20 protein-coding genes are annotated in these 21329 nt (G+C 32.8%); 10 read left to right on the top strand and 10 right to left on the bottom strand.

Annotation, left to right across the window (positions count from 1 at the left end):
* Positions 1-509: hypothetical protein (locus CL818_RS13495; protein ID WP_286973390.1), on the top strand; the 509-nt coding region annotated here is incomplete at its 5' end.
* Positions 442-942: a peptidylprolyl isomerase gene (locus CL818_RS13490; protein WP_286973388.1), complete on the top strand. Its 501-nt coding sequence runs from the start codon at positions 442-444 to the stop codon at positions 940-942. The genes CL818_RS13495 and CL818_RS13490, both read left to right, overlap by 68 nt.
* Here the strand turns inward: CL818_RS13490 and CL818_RS13485 are convergent.
* Positions 939-1568, bottom strand: coding sequence for a trimeric intracellular cation channel family protein (locus CL818_RS13485; protein ID WP_272974219.1), 630 nt, complete (start codon positions 1566-1568; stop codon positions 939-941). The genes CL818_RS13490 and CL818_RS13485 overlap by 4 nt on opposite strands.
* Positions 1568-2281: an RDD family protein gene (locus CL818_RS13480; protein WP_283642453.1), complete on the bottom strand. Its 714-nt coding sequence runs from the start codon at positions 2279-2281 to the stop codon at positions 1568-1570. Before CL818_RS13480 ends, CL818_RS13485 begins: the two co-directional genes overlap by 1 nt.
* Positions 2282-2314: 33 nt before the next feature.
* Between CL818_RS13480 and CL818_RS13475 the strand changes: the two genes are divergently transcribed.
* The 5 genes from CL818_RS13475 to CL818_RS13455 all read left to right on the top strand — a co-directional run bounded on the left by CL818_RS13475 (position 2315) and on the right by CL818_RS13455 (position 6754).
* Positions 2315-3289 carry a stage II sporulation protein M gene (locus CL818_RS13475; RefSeq protein WP_013187600.1) on the top strand — a complete coding sequence of 325 codons (975 nt, stop codon included), beginning with the start codon at positions 2315-2317 and terminating at the stop codon, positions 3287-3289.
* On the top strand, positions 3264-4154 hold the full coding sequence (locus tag CL818_RS13470; RefSeq protein WP_272974221.1) for a hypothetical protein: 891 nt from the start codon (positions 3264-3266) through the stop codon (positions 4152-4154). The genes CL818_RS13475 and CL818_RS13470 overlap by 26 nt, the downstream gene beginning before the upstream one ends.
* A 242-nt stretch (positions 4155-4396) precedes the next feature.
* Complete coding sequence (locus tag CL818_RS13465) at positions 4397-4888, top strand: hypothetical protein (protein WP_013187598.1); 492 nt, start codon at positions 4397-4399, stop codon at positions 4886-4888.
* Positions 4885-6087 carry a DUF4350 domain-containing protein gene (locus tag CL818_RS13460; protein WP_286973383.1) on the top strand — a complete coding sequence of 401 codons (1203 nt, stop codon included), beginning with the start codon at positions 4885-4887 and terminating at the stop codon, positions 6085-6087. Before CL818_RS13465 ends, CL818_RS13460 begins: the two co-directional genes overlap by 4 nt.
* 10 nt (positions 6088-6097) lie before the next feature.
* Positions 6098-6754, top strand: a complete 657-nt coding sequence (locus CL818_RS13455) for an endonuclease III domain-containing protein (RefSeq protein WP_013187596.1) — start codon at positions 6098-6100, stop codon at positions 6752-6754.
* 263 nt (positions 6755-7017) lie between these two features.
* Here the strand turns inward: CL818_RS13455 and CL818_RS13450 are convergent, their stop codons facing one another.
* Positions 7018-7605: an RNA polymerase sigma factor gene (locus CL818_RS13450; protein WP_013187594.1), complete on the bottom strand. Its 588-nt coding sequence runs from the start codon at positions 7603-7605 to the stop codon at positions 7018-7020.
* A gap of 224 nt (positions 7606-7829) precedes the next feature.
* Here CL818_RS13450 and uvrA point away from each other — a divergent pair, with 224 nt between their 5' ends.
* On the top strand, positions 7830-10613 hold the full coding sequence (gene uvrA, locus CL818_RS13445; protein WP_286973381.1) for an excinuclease ABC subunit UvrA: 2784 nt from the start codon (positions 7830-7832) through the stop codon (positions 10611-10613).
* An 83-nt stretch (positions 10614-10696) separates the two neighbouring features.
* Here the strand turns inward: uvrA and CL818_RS13440 are convergent, their stop codons facing one another.
* Positions 10697-13792 (bottom strand): T9SS type A sorting domain-containing protein, encoded by a 3096-nt coding sequence (locus tag CL818_RS13440; RefSeq protein WP_286973379.1) that lies wholly within the window; start codon positions 13790-13792, stop codon positions 10697-10699.
* A 158-nt stretch (positions 13793-13950) separates the two neighbouring features.
* A complete protein-coding gene (gene fahA / locus CL818_RS13435; RefSeq protein WP_013187591.1) occupies positions 13951-15234 on the bottom strand; it encodes a fumarylacetoacetase in 1284 nt (427 codons plus the stop codon).
* Positions 15235-15346: 112 nt separating this feature from the next.
* On the opposite strand from fahA, the gene glyA reads away from it, so the two are divergent.
* Both glyA and CL818_RS13425 read left to right on the top strand, forming a co-directional pair.
* Positions 15347-16621 carry a serine hydroxymethyltransferase gene (gene glyA / locus CL818_RS13430; RefSeq protein ID WP_286973375.1) on the top strand — a complete coding sequence of 425 codons (1275 nt, stop codon included), beginning with the start codon at positions 15347-15349 and terminating at the stop codon, positions 16619-16621.
* Between the two features lie 172 nt (positions 16622-16793).
* On the top strand, positions 16794-16970 hold the full coding sequence (locus CL818_RS13425) for a hypothetical protein (protein WP_013187589.1): 177 nt from the start codon (positions 16794-16796) through the stop codon (positions 16968-16970).
* An 81-nt stretch (positions 16971-17051) separates the two neighbouring features.
* Here the strand turns inward: CL818_RS13425 and CL818_RS13420 are convergent, their stop codons facing one another.
* The 5 genes from CL818_RS13420 to CL818_RS13400 all read right to left on the bottom strand — a co-directional run.
* Positions 17052-19499, bottom strand: a complete 2448-nt coding sequence (locus CL818_RS13420; protein WP_272974226.1) for a TonB-dependent receptor — start codon at positions 19497-19499, stop codon at positions 17052-17054.
* A 125-nt stretch (positions 19500-19624) separates the two neighbouring features.
* On the bottom strand, positions 19625-19972 hold the full coding sequence (locus CL818_RS13415; RefSeq protein WP_013187587.1) for a hypothetical protein: 348 nt from the start codon (positions 19970-19972) through the stop codon (positions 19625-19627).
* Between the two features lie 52 nt (positions 19973-20024).
* A complete protein-coding gene (gene arsC / locus CL818_RS13410) occupies positions 20025-20390 on the bottom strand; it encodes an arsenate reductase (glutaredoxin) (RefSeq protein ID WP_219359533.1) in 366 nt (121 codons plus the stop codon).
* A gap of 20 nt (positions 20391-20410) precedes the next feature.
* Positions 20411-20773, bottom strand: coding sequence for a hypothetical protein (locus tag CL818_RS13405; protein ID WP_286973372.1), 363 nt, complete (start codon positions 20771-20773; stop codon positions 20411-20413).
* A 77-nt stretch (positions 20774-20850) separates the two neighbouring features.
* Positions 20851-21329 (bottom strand): peptide chain release factor-like protein (locus CL818_RS13400; RefSeq protein WP_286973371.1); only part of this gene is annotated, 479 nt, incomplete at its 5' end.

Raw genomic sequence — 21329 nt, 5'->3', positions numbered from 1 at the left:
TTCTTCATCCTCATCAAAATCTTCCTTTGACTATTTTAGTTATTAAAGCAATTGACAATATAATTTCCAAGTTTGCTTTTAAATTCAACAAAATAATTTTTGATAGCTTTTATTTTCCAAAAAAAGAATATTTAAAAATTTGTTTAAGATGTAAATTGATCCCAGCTAAATATTCAAATTTTTTTGATTTTCGAATTACTAAAAAAAATCTATCGAAAGATAATAATGAGAAAAGAATTATGTTGAAAAATTTATTGTCCAAAATAGATAGCCAAGATAAATTTATTCAATTTTTACTTTTAAATATTCATAAAGACATGCCTAAGTCATATTTAGAAAATTTTAACGGAATCAAAAATAGAATTTTGCCATTAGCAAAAGAAAAAAAAGTTATTTTTTCTATGCATTCTATAGAAGCGAACGATAATTTTAAAATATATATTGCTGAGACAAAAAAAGCTGGTTCAAAATTTATCTATTCAGGGAGATATTTATGTTACGCTGTTTAATGATACTCCATTACACAGAGCAAACTTTATTAGATTAGCAAAACTTGGATATTTTGACACTACCTTTTTTCACAGAGTATCTCCTAACTTCGTGATTCAAGGTGGTAATAGCGATCGTACAGACACAGCCAAAATGAGAGGCAAAGTTGGTTCTTTTTTAATTCCTTCTGAATTTAAAGCTGGTTATTCTCATATAAGAGGTGCATTTGCAGCTGCTAAATATTCAGAACAAAATGTTAGCAAAGCATCTTCACCGTTTGAATTTTATATTGTTCAAAAGAAAAATGGTGCTCACCATATAGACAATGATCATACAGTCTTTGGAAGAGTTACAAAAGGTATGGATGTGGTAGATAAAATAAATGCCGTTGAAACAGACGATAGTGAATGGCCACTAAGAAATATACCTATTACAATTGAAGTCTTAGACTAATTTAAGTTTTCCATTTCTTCTTTCGAGTAAATTGTAGGCAGTATCCATTTGTAATGAACTGCTAGTAGCCTAAATGTAATTACTATTGATCCTGCTATAACAAAAATAATACCTTCTGGTATTGGTGTTAAGAACAATAACACAAAGTAGGAAACACCTCCTAAAATGCAGGCAGTAGCATAAATCTCTTTTCTAAATACAACTGGTATTTCATTACACAGTATGTCTCGTATTACACCACCAAATGTAGCTGTAACTGTTCCTAATGCAACACAAATTACTGGAGACAAATCTGCAGATAATCCCTTTTCTATACCAACTACGGTGTACAAACCAATACCAATAGTATCAAATAGAAATAAAGAGGTTCTTACATGTCTTAATTTTCGTCTAAATAAAATAGCTAAAATTGCGCATCCTATAATAAAGTAAACATAATAAGTATTGCGTATCCAAGCTACGGGAAATCCTACTAAAAGGTCTCTTAACGTACCACCACCAATTGATGTTACAAAAGCAATAATAATAATGCCAAAAACATCCATACGCTTCTTGGTGGCTGTTAAAACACCAGAAATTGCAAATGCTATTGTTCCTATAAGATCAACAAATACAAAGAAATCCATTACAGTTGGGTATAGTAGTTATAGTCTTTAATGACAGTTTCAATAAACAATATAGGCTTTTGTTCTGTTTCTATATCCATTACTACTTTAAGTTTAGACGCGAGTTTTAATATAATATGATGTTGGCTTTTTGCTTTAGCTCGGTAAAAGATTGTTTTTATATTTTGTATTTCATTATCTGTAAATACCGTAACTTGAGGATATACAGGTTGATAATTTTCTTCTACACTAGAATATATTATATCATTAAACTTAACCTTTCCTTTAGTTGTAATTACAGTGGTCTTAGCAGCAATATCTCCCAAACGTTGTCCTTTTCCGTTTAATAATAATGTTACAATTGCTACACTACCAGATGTAAATGATATATCTACCAAGCGCAATAACCATCTTATTAAGTAATTTGAAAAATTAGGGTTAGAACCATCTAACATTACAACCCTTATTCCTACAGCTGCTTTACCAGGTGATCTTCCATTCCAAAACGTTTCCCATAACAAATGGTATAAGAACATTGGCAACATTATAACCATACCATAAATCCATTCGTCTTCAGAAGAAATATTTACACCTGAAAGCGATAGCATTACAAGAATAACGTAGGCTATATAAATACAGATATCAACAAAAAAAGCTAACATACGCTCACCAATACCAGCAACTTGTTGTTGTATACTAATATTTTGAGCAGTTTCAATTTGAAAATTATCCATTTAATCTGTTTCTTTGAGGAAATATATCTCTAAATGCGCGAGGCCGCTTTTGTAAAGCAAAATAAAGACAAATGGTTAAGATTTGAAAACATCTTATCTAATAACACACAAGTGTCTCCAGATGAAATTTCTAATCTCTATGTAGAGATTACAGACCACTTAAGCTATGCGCAAACCTTTTACCCCAAAAGTAACACGCTAACCTATTTAAATGGCTTATCTGTAAAAGCTCACCAAAGTATTTATAAAACCAAAAAAGAATCTAGAAATAGATTTTTAAGCTTTTATGTAAAAGAGTTTCCGTTATTTTTTTATGCCTATCATAAGCAGTTACTATTAAGTTTTTTAGTTTTTGTATTGTTTACAATAGTTGGCGCTTTTTCTGCTTCTGGAGATGGTGCATTTGTTAGAGCTGTAATGGGAGATGCATATGTAAATATGACGTTAGAGAATATAGCTAATGAAGATCCTATGGCCGTTTATAAACAAGCCAGTGAAATGAACATGTTTTTAGGTATCACCATTAATAATATTAGGGTTTCTTTAATGGCGTTTGTATTAGGCATATTTTTAGGAATAGGTACACTGTTTTTAATTATGCGTAATGCCATTATGCTTGGCGCATTTCAATATTTCTTTTACGATAAAGGTGTCTTATGGGAATCTGTGAGAACTATATGGATTCACGGTACTATAGAAATTTCAGTAATCATAATTGCAGGCTGTGCTGGTTTGGTTGTAGGACAAGGTATTTTGTTTCCAAATACGTTTACCAGACTTACATCTTTTGTAAATGGAATTAAAGCAGGTTTAAAAATTGTAATTAGTACAATACCTTTTTTTATAATTGCTGGTTTTTTAGAAGGTTTTGTAACCCGACATACAGAAATGCCAGACTGGTTAGCTATATGCATAATAGTTATATCCTTAGCTCTAATTTTATTTTATTACGTTATTTATCCAATACAACTTCACAAAAAACATGAAAGACAACTCAATACAATTTAAGCGCCAGCGTGAGCTAGGAGAGATTATAACAGATACTTTTAAATTCTTCAGAGAAAACTATAAAGCTTTGTTTAAAGCATTAATAAAAAATGTGGGCCCTTTTTTCCTCATATTGGTAGCTGCTACAATTTATTACAACTACTCTACTCTAGGCTCTTTAGCTAGTGGCGAGTTGTTTAAAACATTTGATACCGGTATGGGCTTAGGAAATTTATTTGCCTCTATGGCATTTCTTATCGTTTCAATCCTTATTTATTATGCTTTACTCTACGGTACCATTTTAAATTTTATAAAAGATTATATACAAAATGACGGTACTATATCTCAAAGTAACATCTCACATCAAGTAAAGTATACCTTTTGGGAACTAATTGGTCTTGGTGTAGTGTCTTCAATAATTTTATTTTTAGGTTTAGCGTTATGTGTAATTCCTGGCATTTATGTAATGGTTCCCCTAACGTTAGTTTTTGCCATACTTATTTTTGAAAAGAAAGACATATTAGGTAGCATAAGCCATAGCTTTCAACTCATTAAAAGTAATTGGTGGATGTCTTTTATTACGATTTTCATTTTTGGTATTCTGCTTTATATTATTGGTTTAGTGGTTCAAATACCAATGTTTATGTACACATTTGTGAAAGCCTTTACTATATCATCAGAAATTTCTCAAGGCGATCCTAGCTCAATGTTCGATTGGGTTTATGTTACATTAAGTGTTATAAGTAATGTGTTTCAATATCTACTATATATTTTTTATGCAATTATGACAGCATTTCTTTACTTCAACCTAAATGAACGCAAAAATTACACTGGTACTATTGAAACTATAGATAATTTAGGAAACCGCTCTAATTCAGAATTATAAAAACATTTCTTTACATATTAATATTCTGCTTTAGCTTAGTTACTAATGCCCAAGTAGACACTATTGCTAAACCCGATAGGCAAATCTTAATTGATGATACTGATGTAAATCCATTACAAATAAACAGGTCATTTATTAAAGACTTAAAAAAAGATTCAGACTTCAATTATGTAGAAATAGTTGAAGAAGTAACTTGGTGGCAAAAAATCAAACGCTGGCTTAATACAAAATGGATTCAATTTATGAATTGGCTATTTGGTGATTATGAAGGCAATGCAATTCTTCTATTTCTAGTAAATTATTTACCATATCTAATTCTTGTTGGCATAGTAGGGTTTATAGTCTGGCTTTTTATAAAATTAAATATTGGTAATCGTTTTTTAAAATCACCAGATTCTGGAGAGGTTTTAATGAGTGAAGATGAAGATATCATAAAGAGACAACACATACCATCTTTAATTGAAGATGCATTAAATAATAAACAGTATAGGTTAGCTATAAGGTACCATTACTTATTTGTTCTTAAGCAGTTGACAGATGCTGAACAGATAGACTATGAATTTGATAAGACTAATACAGATTACCTTAACGAGATCACCAATAAAAATCTTAAAAATGGGTTTACAAACATTACCAGAATCTATGATTTTATATGGTATGGTAACTTTAGTATTACTCAAAAAGACTATGTAAAAGCCAAGGCGCAGTTTAATGAAATTGAAACACTACTATGAGTAAGTCTTACAAAATAATGTTTGGCATTTTCATAGCATTTTTAGCGGGATTAGTTATCCTAGAGTCGCTAGAAAAAGAGCCCGTAAATTGGTTTGAGAGTTTTGTAAACCAAGATAAAATACCGTTTGGAAGCTATGTCTTATTCGAAAGCTTATCGCAAAATAAAAGTACCGATATAACCTTAGTTGATGTACCACCTTATGAATTTTTACAAGATACAGTACACCAAGGCACCTACTTTTTTCTTAATAACAACGTCTATTTTGACAAAGATGAATTAAACACAATATTAAATTGGGTTTCAAAAGGCAACAACGTATTCTTATCTGCTAATAGCATAAGTAAACCTACGAAAGATTCACTAGGATTACAGACAGAAACGTTGCTGTCTACTAAGGATATGAGGCAAAGACCTCTTTTAAATCTTTCGAATCCTAAATTTAAGCAAGACAGCGCATACGACTTTGGAAGAACTAGTTATATATCATATTTCAACGAAATAGACACGCTTAAAACTACAATTTTAGGTTATGCAGACTATCTTAATGAAAATAGAGCGATAAAGGAAAACTACGTGAATTTTATAAAATTACCATATGGTAAAGGATCGCTTACTTTACATCTTTTTCCTAAAGCATTCACCAATTACTTTATGTTAATGGAAGACAACATAAGCTACACAGAACACGCTTTAGCTTATTTAAATACTAATGACAAAATATATTGGGATAGGCATTATAAAAGCGGTCAAACATTTCAAACCTCATTAATGTATGTGTTGTTTAGTAATAAGTATTTTAAATGGTCTTATTATTTATTGTTAATAACAGGAGTCTTATTTGTAATTTTTGAAGGCAAGCGAAAACAAAGAGCCATTAAAGTAATTACACCACTAAGCAACAAAACTTACGATTATACCAAAACTATTGCAGGTCTATATCTAGATAAAAAAGACCATAAAAGTATTATTAATAAACAAATTTCTTTGTTTATGGAATATATAAGGAATGAGTTAAGGTTACAAACCACTACTTTAAATGATAATTTTTACAGACAAGTAAGTGCAAGAAGTAATAATACTTTTGAAGACACTAAAGCATTATTTAAATTTTTAAAACAGATGGAAGCAACTAAACATCCTAAAAAAGAAGATGTTTTAAATGTTAATCTACACATTCAAAAGTTTAAATTGAAATAAACCTACAATTATGACCAAAGCTGAAAAAGTTCAATTTGTAATAGATAAACTCCAGGAATTATACCCAACCATACCTATACCATTAGATCATAAAGATCCTTATACGTTATTAATAGCAGTACTTATGTCTGCACAGAGCACAGATGTTAGGGTAAATAAAATTACACCACTCTTATTTGAGGTTGCAGACAATCCTTATAAAATGGTAAAATTATCTGTTGAAGAAATTAGAGATATAATAAAGCCTGTTGGTCTTTCTCCTATGAAAGCCAAAGGTATACACGGTTTGAGTGAAATCTTAATAGATAAATATGATGGCAAAGTTCCTGCAGATTTTGAAGCTTTAGAAAGCTTACCAGCTGTAGGGCATAAAACAGCAAGTGTTGTAATGAGCCAAGCTTTTGGCATTCCTGCTTTCCCAGTAGACACTCATATTCATAGGTTAATGTATCGTTGGAATTTAACCAATGGAAAAAATGTGGTGCAAACCGAAAAAGACGCAAAGCGATTATTCCCAAAAGAGCTTTGGAATGATCTTCATTTGCAAATAATCTGGTACGGCAGAGAATATTCTCCAGCAAGAGGTTGGGACTTAGACAAAGACATTATTACTAAAACCATAGGTAGAAAAACTGTATTAGCAGATTACTACAAAAAGAAAAAATAGAACATAAAAAAAACCCATTCGGCTAAGTAATGGGTTTGTTAGAACAATCTAGATGAGACTAGTTTAAAATTGTCTCAAACTTTAGTGGGTCACAATCAATAACTCGCAATGCCTTCGAATAATTCAACAAAAAGGCAATTGTTTCTTTTTTTGGTTTTAATTGAGAAACCTCTTCAGAAGATGTATTTGAGTAAAGTTTTGGCATGGTTTAAATTTATGCGTTAGTTATTCCTAAAAACGCCTAAAATTCAAACATATTGTATTTAGTAATTGGTTAATACAATATTATGCTCCTCTATAACTTTTCTCAAATTAATTAATGCATATCTCATACGCCCTAAAGCAGTATTAATACTCACATCTGTCTGTTCTGCAATATCTTTAAAGCTCATGTCTTTATAAATACGCATTATTAAAACTTCTTTTTGATCTTCTGGCAATTCATGTATTAATTCCCGTACATCGCTTTCTATTTGCTCTTTAATGAGCATCTTTTCAGCATTTAATGTATCTTCTTTTAAAACATCAAAAATGCTAAAGTCACCTTTGCCTTCAAACTTAGGCATGCGACTGTTTTTTCTAAAGTGGTCTATAACAAGATTATGAGAAATACGCATAACCCAAGGTAAAAACTTACCTTCTTCATTATATTTTCCTCGCTTAAGAGTTCTTATAACCTTAATAAAAGTGTCTTGAAAAACATCTTCTGTTATGGTACGGTCAAAAACCTTAGAATAAATAAAACTATAAAGTTTTTGTTGGTGTCTATTTATTAGAGTGCTTAGTGCTGTTTCGTCACCATCCATATATTTACGGACAAGAGCTGCATCTGAAGTTGAATATTGCATCATACATGTTACTTTTAGGTGCCTCGAGAGAAGCGATCATAAATTTTTTAAAGTAACTGTATGCTATAGGCAATATGATTTAGTGTGATACGTTGGGCGTAAATATAACAACATTCAAATCAATTATGCAAAATTAAACTTAAAACTTTAACATTTAATGTTTTAAAACCTCAGGATTAAAGCAAAAATGCTTTGCTTATCTTTGCAAAAATTGCAGTTTACTACATATGAAAGTCCAAGATATAGATGTTAATCCTAAGAAAAACATCATCATAAAAGGCGCAAGTCTTCATAATTTAAAAAATATAAATGTTGTCATACCAAGAAATAAATTGGTGGTCATCACAGGACTTTCTGGTTCTGGAAAATCCAGCTTGGCTTTTGACACGTTGTATGCAGAAGGCCAACGCCGTTACGTAGAAAGTCTTTCCTCCTATGCTAGGCAGTTTCTTGGCAGATTAGACAAGCCTAAAGTAGAAAGTATTAAAGGAATAGCTCCAGCAATTGCTATTGAACAAAAGGTTAATAGTACAAATCCTAGAAGTACTGTAGGCACATCGACGGAGGTATATGATTATTTAAAACTTTTATTTGCTCGAATAGGACGAACATATTCCCCTAAATCTGGTCAAGAAGTAAAAAAAGATACAGTAGCAGATGTTGTAAAGCATATCTCCAACTATGAGGAACGTACAAAACTCCTACTATTAGCTCCTTTTTTAATTGAAAAAGGAAGAACCCTAGAAGAAAAACTAAACGTATTATTACAACAAGGATACAGCAGAATTTTGGTAGATGGTGATGTACAACGAATAGATGAAGCCAATCTTCCAAAAAAACCTAAAGATTTGTTTTTAGTGGTTGATAGAATTATTACAAAAAATGACGAAGATTATCTAAATAGACTGGCAGACTCCATACAAACTTCTTTTTATGAAGGTAAAGGCGAGCTTTTTATTGAAGAACTAGATACTAATAAACGTTATCATTTTAGTAATAAATTTGAGTTGGACGGCATTTCATTTTTAGAGCCAAATCCGCATCTTTTTAGTTTTAATAATCCCTATGGTGCGTGCCCTAAATGTGAAGGTTACGGAGATGTAATTGGTATAGATGAAGATTTGGTAATTCCTAACACAGGACTATCAATTTATGAGAATGCTATATTTCCTTGGCGTGGTGAAAGCATGAGTTGGTATAGAGATCAATTAGTTAACAACTCACATAAATTCGACTTTCCTATTCACAAACCTTATTTTGAGTTATCTCAAGAGCATAAAGACTTAGTGTGGACAGGCAACAAATACTTTACTGGCTTAAATGACTTTTTTGCTGAGCTAGAATCTAAAGCCTATAAAATTCAAAACAGAGTAATGCTATCTAGGTATAGAGGCAAAACTAGATGTACAGTATGTAAAGGAAAAAGACTTAGACCCGAAGCCAATTACGTTAAGGTTGGCAATGCAACTATTACAGATTTGGTTGAGCTTCCTCTAAATAATGTAAGAGATTTCTTTACATCTCTAACTTTAAATGAATATGATGTAGTTATAGCAAAGCGGCTTTTAAAAGAAATTACGAGCAGGTTGGAGTTCTTATCTAATGTTGGTTTAGATTATTTAACACTAAATAGAAAAAGTAACACACTTTCTGGTGGAGAATCCCAACGTATTAACCTCGCAACATCTTTAGGTAGTAGTTTAGTAGGATCTATGTATATTTTAGATGAACCGTCCATTGGTTTACATCCTAAAGACACAGAGCGTCTTATTGGTGTTTTAAAAGATTTAAGAGACTTAGGTAATACCGTGATTGTAGTAGAGCATGACGAAGATATCATGAAAGCTGCAGACGAAATTATAGATATTGGTCCAGAAGCAGGAACACATGGTGGTCACGTAGTCGCTACCGGAACCTATAACGATATTTTAAAATCCAACTCTTTAACCGCAGATTATTTAAATGGCACTAAGGAAATTCCCTTACCCGACAAAAGAAGAAGTTGGAAGTATGAAGCTACAATAGTTGGTGCTAGAGAAAATAATTTAAAAAATATTGATGTTACGTTTCCTTTAGGTGTGTTTACTGCTATTACTGGAGTTTCAGGTAGTGGAAAAAGTACTTTGATTAAAAAATTACTGTATCCAGCAATGTTAAAAGAAGTTGGCGGTTATGGTGAAAAGGCTGGACAATTTTCTGAACTTAAAGGTAAATTTGGAAATGTAAAAGCTATCGAGTTTGTAGATCAAAACCCTATAGGTCGCTCTTCTAGAAGTAATCCAGTAACGTATATAAAAGCCTATGATGATATACGAAGTTTATTTGCTTCTCAGAAATTATCTAAAATAAGAAATTACCAAGCAAAGCACTTTAGCTTTAATGTTGATGGTGGCAGATGCGAAACTTGTAAAGGCGAAGGTGAAGTTACTATAGAGATGCAATTTATGGCAGATGTTCACTTACAGTGTGAAACTTGCCAAGGAAAGCGTTTCAAAAAAGAAGTGTTAGAAGTTAAATATGGTGATAAATCTATACATGATATCTTAACTATGACTATAGATGATGCCATATCATTTTTTGATGAGCAAGCAGAACTTAAAGTTACTCGAAAACTAAAACCCTTACAAGATGTTGGTCTTGGTTATGTACAATTAGGCCAAAGCTCTTCTACACTATCTGGTGGCGAGGCTCAACGTATTAAGCTTGCTTCTTTCTTAGTTAAAAGCACATCAAAAGACAAGGTATTATTTATTTTTGACGAGCCTACAACTGGATTACATTTTCACGATATTAATAAGCTTTTAAAATCGTTTAATGCACTTATTGAAAAAGGACATTCTGTAATAGTTATAGAGCATAATATGGACCTTGTAAAATGTGCAGATTACATCATAGATCTTGGCTTGGAAGGTGGTGAAACTGGTGGTCAATTATTAGCATATGGCACTCCAGAAGAAGTTGTGAAGAATAAAAAAAGTTACACCGCTAAATACCTAAAAGACAAAGTTTAAATTTAAATTTACATTCTAATGTATAATAAAAAAACGCTGGTAATTTAATTACCAGCGTTTTACATATTAGTTGAATTTAAAACTTATTCTTTTAAAATAGATTTTACCACAGTTTTACCATCTATTTGTGCTCTTAAGAAATACTGCCCAGCACTTAACGTAGTTAAGTCTAAAGTATAATCTTGGCTATTAGGCTTCTGTTTAATTAATTGCTGTCCTAATAGATTAATTACTTCAACAGAGTCAATAGTTTCTTTAGAATTAATAGTTAAATGTCCAGTGCTAGGATTTGGATAATATGTAAAGTTAGTTGCACTAAACTCATCCACAGATAATGTAGCACAAGTTACGTCTGCTAACCAACCTGTCTCTTCAACTGAACTATCTGAAGTAAAAACAATAGTTAATGCACCTGAAGGATCTGTTGATGTAAATGCATCTCCAACAGATAGTAAACTTGTATCTACAGAAGGTGCACCACCATCTCCACTCTCTTCACCACAAAGTGTTTGTGCTAAAACTGGGAATGTGGTATCTGGGCCATTATAAATGGTCATAAAATCCCAACAACCATCTTGACTTCCTGCAGCTGTAGCTGTTTCAATATCTACGTAAGTAAACGTAATAGTAACAGCATCTCCAGCGTTGTCTGGTGTAATTGTAGTTGTAGTAACCTCACTAGAAGAATAATTACCATCTACTCCACCACTATCGCTAAAAGTGCCATCACAAGCTGGTGGCGTTATTAAGGTTTCAAACTCTATGTCTGTAGTTTCTGATATACCATCTGTATCACAATCTGAATAAATATAAGCAGTAAACATTGAGTTAGTGTCTAACCCTGTTGCTGTTGCTGTTAAAGTTCCAGATGCAACAGTTTCTGTATAAACAGGCGTTCCAGATCCTGGACTATCACCAAAACTATAAACTTCTAAAACATATCCATTTGTTGCATTAGTTTCTTCATCCCAAGTAAATGTAGCTGATGTATCTGTAATTGCTGAAACATCAAAATTAAGTGGTTGTAAACAAGCCGCTGGTAAATCACAAGTGATATCTGCTTCCCAACCTGCATTTTCAACTACACCTGAAGATGTAAATTGAAATGTTAAGCTACCATCTGATGCAAATGAAGTATATGAGATTGGAGTGCCTCCCATAGGTATTTCTGGTACTACTTGAGGGCCACTACCATCACCAGTATCTACAGTAAGTACATCAAATTCTGTATTGTTTACAAAGGTAAATGTTGCAGTAACTACATCTCCTGCATCATCTGGAGCAATTATAGTTGTGTAGTCTTCGTTATTTTCAAAGTCACCATTTGGTCCTCCAGTATCATAAAATTTGCCACCACAAGCAGGATCTGGAAAATTGGTTTCAAATGTTACCGAGTCTGATGCAGACAAACCATCGGCATCACAATCTGCAGTGATGTATGCGTCATATATAGTAGTATCTGATAAACCTGTTGCTGTAGCTGTAAGCGTTCCTGCAGGTATATTTTCTGTATAAACAGGAGTTGCTGTAGTAGGGTCTGCTCCTTCGCTAAATACAGAGAAGATATACCCATTATTAGCATTTGCAACTTCACTCCAACTAAATTCTGCAGTGTCTGTAGTAACATTATCAAGTACTAAATCTGGTGCCATACAAACAGGAGGCACATCGCAAGAGATAACGGCTTCAAATCCACCAAAGTTAAAGACTTCATCAGATGTAAATACAATTGTTAATGCTCCAGACATATCTGTTGATGTGAATGAATCACCTATTTCAAGATTACTTGTATCAACAGATGGTGTTGCTCCAGAACCACTAGCCTCACCACAAAGAGTTTGTGCTAATACAGGAGACGACGTATCTGGTCCATTATAAATGGTTAGGAAATCCCAACAACCATCTTGAGTTCCTGCGCCTGTAGTATTTACTTCAATATCAACAAACGTAAAAGTTAAGGTTACAACATCTCCATCATTTTCAGGAAAAATTGTAGTTGTAATTAACTCACTGTCCTGATAATTGTTATCTCTTCCTCCTGAATCTAAATAACTGTTACCACAAACAGGATCTTCAATAGTAGTTGAAAAACTTAATGTGTTTTGAGCAGAAATTGTACCACCACAATCTGAACTTATATACGCATCGTAAGGTGTAGTTGTAGATAAGCCTGTAGCTGTTGCCATAGTTGTTCCTGCACCATAATTAGCGCTAAACACAGCAGTTGCAGTAGTAGGATCCGCGCCAGCTTCAAAAACTGATAGTGTATAACCATCAACAGCACCTGGAACATTATCCCAAGGAAAATCTGCATTTTCTCCAGTTGGGCTTACTACAAAGTTTTCAGGTGCTAAACAGCCTGAAACTTGTATACAATTACCGCTTATAGTAATTACACTATCTAAGCCGCCATCATTTAAAAGCCATTCATTAGTTGCATTTCCATCATTATCAAATACAGATAACTCTCCTATTACGCCTACAGAAGTTGACTCTATACCAACACTTGTTCCTGCAGTATTTGGATTTCCTTCTAATTGAACCCAATATCTTACAGCTTCTGTACCTGTGCCTGCAAAAGAAATTGTGCTTGGTAAATCTAAAACTACATCGTGTACATCAAATCCAAAAGCTGTCCCTATAACATCTTGAGATGTTGGGACTAAACTAACTATTGAAGCACCTATTTGTGTACCAGGCAAACCAGCATCATCTTCATAAAATGTAATATTAACACTTTCTAAACCACCTTGTGTTAGTATGTTAGCACTAATTTGGTTAACATCAAACGTGTCTGTATTTATTGAAACAAAAAAATCATCTGCAACTTTTTGACCGCCAGCTTCAATAAATAATCCATTTTCAAAATTATTACTTACCTGCTCTTGGCTACAGCTTAAATCGCCTTGAAGGTTAAAACCAGATTGTACGTGTGAGGATTGAATTTCTGTAGATCTCTGTAAAGAATTACTAGACATCTTAAGAGCTTTAGGCGCTTGTTGCTGTGCAGAGATATTTACACGCCTTTCAAAAACTTCTTTTTCCAAACCAAATAGGGTTTGAAGTTTTGCTTCAATTTCTTGTTCTTGTGTTGTTGTTTGTCGCTTTTCTTGCGCTTCCAAAGATGTTAAGGAAATTGTAAATATTAACAAAAAAAGCCAATAAGTAATTTTTTTCATAAGAGGAAATTTAAAATTTGTTAAATAAATTTATACAATTAACATTATACCTATTAATAATATCTTGTTAAAGTTTATTCCTACAAATGAATTTAACAAAAAACACCTACAGCGTTAACTGTAGGTGTTTTTGTTATTAAAATAAAAAACTTAAGCTTTTATTGTTTTTTAAAAACAGGCAATAATTTTGTGGAAACTTCACCAAAACCTAACCTTATGTCTTTATTCTCACAGTAACCTCTAATAATTACTGTATCATTATCTTCTATAAATTTACGATCACCACCTTCTTTTAATTTCACTGGCTTCTCTCCTCTCCAAGATAACTCTAACATAGATCCGTAAGAATCTGGTGTTGGACCAGATATAGTACCACTACCCATCATATCTCCAGAATTTACAGGACAACCATTAATAGTATGGTGTGCTAGCTGCTGGCTCATATTCCAATACATGTATTTAAAGTTTGTATTAGCAACAACAGTTTCTACTTTATCTTCTGGTTGTATTGCAACTTGAAGTTTAATATCAAAGCTCTTTTTCCCTTTGTATTGAAGGTATTCCAACTGTTTCTTTAAAGGTTTTGGGCTGTCTGTCCTAAAAGGTTCCAAAGCGTCCAGAGTAACAATCCAAGGTGATATTGATGAGGCAAAACTTTTTGCTAAGAAAGGTCCTAATGGCACATATTCCCATTTTTGAATATCTCTAGCACTCCAGTCATTAAATAATACTAGTCCAAAAATATAGTCTTCAGCTTCATCGATAGGAATTGGTTCTCCTAAATGATTAGCATCTGTTGTTATAAAAGCCATCTCAAGCTCAAAATCGACTAAACGAGATGGTCCTAATTTAGGGTTATCTGCACCTTTCGGTAATTTTTGACCTAATGGTCTATGTACTGGAATACCACTTGGTATTATTGAAGAACTACGACCGTGATATCCAACTGGTATGTGCAACCAATTTGGTAATAACGCATTATCTGGATCTCTAAACATTGTACCTACATTGGTAGCATGTTCAATAGAGGAATAAAAATCTGTATAATCACCAACTTGTACTGGCAATTGCATTTCTATTTCATCCATTGCAAAGAGAACGCGTTCTTTATGCTCATCGTGATTTTGTAAAGATTTATCTTTAACATCAAAAAGCTCTGCGATTCTATTTCTTACTAAACGCCAAGTTTTCTTTCCATCGGAAATAAAGTCGTTTAGCGTATCCTGTAAAAAAATATCATCTGTTAAAGGAATACCCTCAAAGTATCCTAATTGGTGCAATGCTCCAAGATCTATAGCGGTATCTCCAATTCGTGTTCCAATAGTAATGACATCGTCACGTGTAAGGAATACACCAAATGGAATATTTTGAATTGGAAAATCAGATTTATCGGGAACCGGCAACCACGTTTGTCGTTTTGGGTCGTTAGCGGTTATTTTCATAGAGTTTATATGTTTATATGTTGTGCAATAAAGTAATCAAATATATACATTAAAGACAATTTTACACTTGCTTTTTGTTATTTTTGGGCTTTCAATTAAAGATTTACCTCCTATGCAACGTGATACTGAAATATTCGATTTAATTTCTAAAGAAAAAGAACGCCAAACAAATGGTTTAGAGCTTATAGCAAGTGAAAATTTTGTTAGTGACCAAGTTATGGAAGCTGTTGGGTCTGTACTTACAAATAAATATGCCGAAGGTTATCCTGGTAAGCGTTACTATGGTGGTTGTGAAGTTGTAGATGTTGTCGAGCAAATTGCAATAGATAGAGCAAAGGAACTTTTTGGAGCTTCTTGGGCAAACGTACAACCTCATTCTGGATCTCAAGCTAACACTGCAGTTTTTGCAGCTTGCTTAAATGCAGGTGACAAATTTTTAGGTTTTGATTTATCTCATGGCGGTCACCTAACACATGGTTCTCCAGTAAACTTCTCTGGTAAATTATACAATCCTGTTCATTATGGTGTAGAACGTGAAACAGGACGATTAGATTATGATAATATTCAGAAAATTGCAGAGCGCGAACAGCCTAAGCTTATCATTGCAGGAGCTTCTGCCTATTCAAGAGAGATAGATTATAAGTGTTTTAGAGAAATTGCAGATAGCGTAGGCGCACTTTTAATGGCAGATATTGCGCATCCTGCTGGTTTAATTGCAAAGGGCTTACTATCTGATCCTATTCCTCACTGTCACGTTTGTACAACAACTACTCATAAAACATTACGCGGTCCTCGTGGTGGTATGATTTTAATGGGTGAAGATTTTGATAATCCATTTGGATTAACATTTAAGAGTGGTAAACCTAAAAAGATGTCTTCTTTATTTGATAGCGGTATTTTCCCTGGAAACCAAGGTGGACCTTTAGAGCATGTAATTGCAGGAAAGGCTATTGCTTTTGGTGAAGCGCTTACAGATGAATTTTTACATTATATGGTTCAGGTTAAGAAGAATGCTCACGTTATGGCAGAAGCTTTTGTTGAAAGAGGTTATGATGTGATATCTGGCGGAACAGACAACCACATGATGCTTATTGACCTTAGAAATAAAAATGTAACAGGTAAACTTGCTGAAGAAACTTTAGGTAAAGCAGAAATTACTGTAAATAAAAATATGGTTCCTTTTGATACTGAGTCTCCTTTTGTAACATCAGGAATACGTATTGGTACTGCTGCGGTTACTACTCGAGGTTTGGTTGAAGATGATATGAAAACTATTGTAGAGTATATTGACCGTGTAATTAATAATATTGAAAATGATAGTGAGTTAGATGCTGTTAAAAATAGCATTCATGATATGATGAACGGCAAACCTTTATTTGTTGATTAATCTAATTTTATAGATATTTTAAAAAGCCTGTCTTCTTAAAAAGGCAGGCTTTTTTACTTTAAAGGCATAAAAAAGTATTCTTGTTAATTTCTATGTTGAAAAAAATGCCTTATCACTTGCATAACATTTACCAGCTTTAGTATCTTTGACAAACTTTACGAAAAAAACTGTTATGTTCGATTTTGACCAATACTTAGGCTTTTTAGCATTCTTAACTATTTTAACCATCGGTTTTTGGTTAATGATATTTTTAGCATCTTTTATTCCTTATTGGATTGGTGGTGCAATTATGGAAATGGTAAAAGAAAAGCAAGCTGAGCGTAAAGCTAAAAAACAGGCAAATAGCTAAAATCTTATTTAGCTTTATTTTATAAAAAAACCCTTCTAAATAATTTTAGAAGGGTTTTTCTGTTGTAGAGAGTTAGCTGTACTAACCTTCAAACTCTCCACCTTCATCATCTCCTCCATCGTATCCTCTTTCTCTTTTCTTTTTCTGATTAAATCTATACGTTAAAGAAAGTGTAGCTTGGCGTTGTCTCCATTGGAATTCACTTTCGTTAAAAAATGTATCTGTAAAGGTTTCAGAGCGTCTTTTTCTACTATTAAAAACATCGCTTACATTAAAGCTAATAGTAGCTTGTTCTTTAAATATATCTTTACTTAATGCTACGTTGGTAGAAAATACACCTTCGCTTTTAGACTGTGCATCTTCACTAGGACCACTATAAAACATACGTGTCTGGAAATCTATATTTGCAGGTAACGTAACTTTACTATTTAATCTTACAAAATAACTTGTGTTGTCTGCTCCAAAATCTTGGCCATTAAACGTACCTTCTGTCTTAGAGTTGAATAAGTTAAAGTCAGAATTTAAGGTCCACCATTTTGCAGGCTTGTACATTAATGTTAATTCAAAACCATAACGGTCATTACTGCTTAAGTTTACAGGAAAACGTCTTACTACAGCATCTCCATTATTGGTAACTTGGCCAGTATCTTCACTTATAAATTCAAAAACATCTGTACTTCTTGTATAATAAATAGATGTATTTAGAGTAAAGCCTTTCCAACGTTTAAGGTATCCTAAGTCTACACCATCAGAAAATACAGGATCTAAGTCTGGATTACCTTGAAATAAGTTTGTTTCACTACTTCTTGATGGAAACGGATTAATAAAACGACTACGAGGTCTTCTTATTCTTCTATTATATCCTAAAGTTGCACTACTACTTTCAGTAAACTCATATCCTAAATTTACAGTTGGGAATAAGTTTGTGTAATTTTTCTTAGCTAAATTATTTGTGGTTATCTGGTCTATAGTAATTTGAGTATTCTCTAAACGTAATCCCAATAGTACAGAAAACTTATTAATCTTTTTACCATATTGAGAGTATAACGCATTTACACGCTCTCCATAAAATAACACATTACTTAAAGAGTCATTTCTTATAAAGTTATTATTATCATCTATAGCAGATACTGTATAATCTGTAGTTAAGTCATTAAAGGTTCCTCTATAACCTGCTTCAAACTGAGTGTTTTCATCTATTGGCCAAACGTAGTCTGCCTGTAGTAAAATTTCATTTTGATCTTCCAAAGTTTGTACTCGCTCTTGGTCTGTCACTAGCTCGGAAGGAAATGTGTCTGTATCTGTAATGTTAGAAAATTCGTCTTCACTACTTTTTTCATATTGAAAATCGAATGTTAGCTTGTGGCCATCATCATTAAAATCTTTCACATAGTTTAAAGAATATTGAAATGTTTGGTCATCTTCTGTTTCTGTATCAAAACGTCTGGAAGCGTTAGACAACGCATCTCTTGTATCCTCATAACGGTTTGTAATTGTATTATTTTCTGAAGAGTTGTCTTGGTTTCTTATAAAGAATGAGTTTGTAAGAGTAGAGCTTTCATTAATAAACCACTCTAAACCAATATTGCTATTAAATCCTTTTCTAAGTCTTTCAAAATCTCTGTCTTCATCTACAAACCTGTATTGTAAATCCTCATTAAAACTTTCTCTATTATTAAAGCCACCACCATTAGATTTTCTGTAAGAATATCCAGTATTGGTAAATAGGTTTATATCCTTAGTTCTATAATTTACACTTGCAGAAGCTGTATTGTTTGCAGGATCTCCTACTGTCACATTTACGCTTCCATTAAATCCTACAAGTTTATCCTTTTTAAGAATTATATTTAAGATACCACCAGTACCTTCTGCATCATACCTAGCAGAAGGAGATGTAATAACCTCAACACGCTCAATAGCCTCACTAGGTATTTGTCTAAGACCATCACTACCACTAATGCCAACTAGTCCAGATGGTTTACCGTTAATTAGAATACGTACGTTATCATTTCCTCTTAACGCCACATTACCTTCAACATCTACAGATACACTAGGAACATTATCTAATACATCACTCACCGAACCTCCACGAACTAGCAAATCTTTACCTACATTGTAAATTTTCTTATCTAGTCTTATATCTACTTGAGTTGTTTCTGCTCTAATAACAACCTCATCTAAACTGTCTGAAGCAAAATCTAAACTTACAGTACCTAAGCTGGTAGACTCTGTTATTGATTTTTCTGAAATTATATAAGGCTCAAAAGAAATATACTCGATTGTAATTTTATATGTGCCTACAGGAACCTGGATTGAATACTTACCATTTGCATCTGTTACGCCACCAGTTAATTTTGTAGCATCATTAATACTCTGGAATGAAATTGTAGCATACTCCAACGGTATGTTTGCAGATTTATCTACAACAGTTCCTGTTACAGTAACTTCATCTCCAGAAGACTGTTGTGCTAAAATTGAATTAGAAAAAGTTAGTATGCTTATTAAAGCAACTAGAAGGTTTTTAGTCATTACATTAATTTTGTGTGTTTGACTACCTAAGTGTAGAGATGTAAAATCTATAAGAGTTAAGATTGTGTTAAAAGAAAAAAGACCGCAAAATTGCGGCCTTTTAAAATTTAATATGTTGTAAAAAATTACTTTTTACCCAATAGTGCTACATATTGGTTATACTGGTCATTAGTTAGAATTTGCTTTACAGACTCTAATCTATAAGTTTCCATTTTTGCAATTTTTTCAGATTTTGCTGTTGCAGAAATATCTGCATCCATAACCTGTTTTTTGTGAGCTTCAAATTGAGATAGATTTTGCTCCATCAATTTAACCTGCTTTACATCTAAATCTAAAGTGCTTTTAAGTGTTGCAACCTTAGCTTTAGCAGCTTGCTCAATAGCCACATCTGCTTTTTTAGTGCTTGCAGATTGGGCTTGTGTTGTAAATGTAAACCCTACAACAAGGGCTAATACTAGTAATAAGCGTTTCATAAGTTTAGTTTTAAGATTTTAAATATACAAGGATTATATGAAATTCCTAAACTTAAATTGGTTCTTGATTAGGTTTATCTAATAATTCTTCAATTTTTTCTGAAGGTCTTCCTATAACGGCACCATAATCTGTAACAACAATAGGACGCTCTATAAGTTTAGGGTTATTAACCATGGCATTTACAATATCTGTTTTGCTCAGGTCTTTACCCTTATAGTCTTCTTTCCAAATCTTTTCATTTTTCCTTACAAGATCAATTGGTTGTATTCCAATCTTACCAATTAATTCTGTTAGTTCTTGAAAAGAAAGGTTGTCATCTAAATACTTAACAGTTTTAAATTCTTTCCCAGATTCTTCTAAAACTTTTACGCCATCTCTAGATTTACTACATCTTGGATTGTGATATATTGTTATCATGTTGTGTTAAATTGGTTAATCTATTTGTTATCGTCTTTGATACTTAGCATCTTTAAATATAAGTCGTATTGTGGTTTTGTAAGTATATTTCTAGTTGCTCTTATACGTTGTTCTTCTAAAACATTAATTTGAAATGTCTTGTTTTTCTTCGGGATATCTTTTTGTAAGACCCTATCTATTTTTAGGGAATACTTAATTGTATTTCGCTCAAATTCTTTAGCCTGCTTATCTGTTAACCCTAATTCTGAAGCTAGTTGTTCAGTTTGTTGTCTTACCTCTTTTTCAAGTTCTTCACTGGTACGTTCTTGCGTAATACTTTGGGCGTTAAAAGCCACTGTATTAGCTATTAATATGGTAAGTATTATAAGTATACGTTTCATCATTATATATTTTAAATTTTTAAATAATATAATGCTAAGTATATGGACCATCAAAAAAATGCTCTTAAACTTTTCTAAAACTATAGGGTATCTTCTTCTTGTTTTTGTCCTGAAGCCATAAGAAAAGCTTTAAGAAATGCATCTATATCACCGTTCATAACTGCATCTACGTTACCAGTTTCGTGAGCCGTTCTTACATCTTTAACTAACTTATAAGGATGCATAACATAATTCCTAATTTGTGAACCCCATTCAATTTTCATTTTAGAGGATTCTATTTCATCACGCTGTGCTTGTTGTTTGCGCAACTCAATCTCATACAATTGCGATTTAAGCATTTGCATAGCTTTTTCCCTATTTTCTAGTTGTGAGCGTGTTTCAGAATTATGTATCACAATTCCAGAGGGATGGTGAGTAAGTATAGCTTTGGTTTCTACCTTATTTACGTTTTGGCCACCTGCACCACTACTTCTTGCAAAGTCCCAAGAAATATCTGCAGGGTTTATATCTATCTCAATAGAGTCATCTGCTAATGGGTACACATAATTCTGAAACACGC

Source organism: Croceibacter sp., from assembly GCF_002716225.1.
In the GTDB taxonomy this organism is placed as follows: domain Bacteria; phylum Bacteroidota; class Bacteroidia; order Flavobacteriales; family Flavobacteriaceae; genus Croceibacter; species Croceibacter atlanticus.
The sequence above is the reverse complement of the archived record's forward strand: the minus strand, read 5'-3'. Positions and strand labels throughout refer to the sequence as shown.